Here is a 1,486-nt window from a genome sequence, read left to right on the forward strand (position 1 = left end):
GACCGGAGTGTTGGTGACCGGAGCGCTGACGGAAGCGGTGTAGACGATGGAGCCGCCTTCGGCCACTGATGGGGTGGCAGTCAGAGTCACGGTCGAAGTGTCGATCGTGTCGGTCACAGTTGTTGTGACAGCAGTTTTGTTCGCCACCAGGCTTTCGTAGTTGCCGCCGGAAACGGTAGTGATGCTGTTGCTGACCGAGTCATGGCCGACGTAGACGTCATTGCTGACCGCTGTCGTTACAGTCCCGGAGCTCTGGCCCACTGCGATGGTGATGGTCTCGCCGTTGGCGAGTTTCACGGTGACCGGAGTGTTGGTGACCGGAGCGCTGACGCTGGCGGTGTAAACGATGGATCCGCCTTCGGCGACCGATGGGGTGGCGGTCAGAGTCACAGTCGAGGTGTCGACCGTGTCGGTGACGGCGGTTTTCACAACGCCCTGGTTCGCCACCAGGTTTTCATAGCTGCCGCCGGAAACGGTAGCGATACTGTTATTCACAGCTGCATGACCGACGTACACGTCGTTGGTAACCGGAGTGCTGACGGTGCCGGAGCTCTGGCCTACTGCGATGGTGATGGTCTCGCCATTAGCGAGCTTCACGGTGACCGGAGCATTAGTGACCGGCGCGCTCACGGAGGCGGTATAGACAATCGAGCCGCCTTCTGCAACCGAAGGAGTGGCAGTCAGAGTAACCGTCGAGGTATCAACCGTATCGGTGACAGCCGTAGTCACTGGAGTCTGATTAGCAACCAGGTTTTCGTAATTACCGCCCATAACAGTAGCGATGCTGTTATTCACAGCTGCATGACCGACGTACACGTCGTTGGTAACCGGAGTGCTGACTGTCCCGGAGCTCTGGCCTACTGCGATGGTAATGGTCTCGCCGTTGGCGAGCTTCACGGTGACTGGAGTGTTGGTGACCGGCGCGCTGACCGAAGCGGTGTAAACGATGGAGCCGCCTTCTGCGACCGAAGGAGTTGCAGTCAGAGTTACGGTCGAAGTATCGACAGTGTCGGTCACGGTTGTGGTGACAGCAGTTTTATTCGCAACGAGACTTTCGTAATTGCCGCCTGTAACAGTGGCGATGCTGTTGCTGACCGAGTCATGACCGACGTACACATCATTGCTGACCGCCGTCGTTACAGTCCCGGAGCTCTGGCCGACTGCGATCGTGATGGTTTCGCCATTGGCGAGTTTCACGGTGACCGGAGTGTTGGTGACCGGAGCGCTGACGCTGGCGGTGTAAACGATGGATCCGCCTTCTGCAACCGATGGAGTAGCGGTCAACGTTACGGTCGAAGTGTCGACCGTGTCGGTCACGGTTGTGGTGACAACAGTTTTGTTGGCGACCAGGCTTTCGTAGTTGCCGCCAGAAACGGTGGCGATGCTGTTATTCACAGCTGCATGGCCGACGTAAACGTCGTTGCTGACCGTTGTCGTTACAGTGCCGGAGCTCTGGCCAACCGCAATCGTAATGGTCTCGCCATTA

1 protein-coding gene is annotated in these 1,486 nt (G+C 57.9%); it reads right to left on the reverse strand.

Features of this window, described 5'->3' with window-relative positions; genetic code table 11:
- The coding region (locus SJI00_RS22295; protein ID WP_322463845.1) for an immunoglobulin-like domain-containing protein at positions 1-1,486 on the reverse strand (1,486 nt) is incomplete at both ends.

Source organism: Pseudomonas gebzensis, assembly GCF_034427815.1.
Taxonomy (GTDB): domain Bacteria; phylum Pseudomonadota; class Gammaproteobacteria; order Pseudomonadales; family Pseudomonadaceae; genus Aquipseudomonas.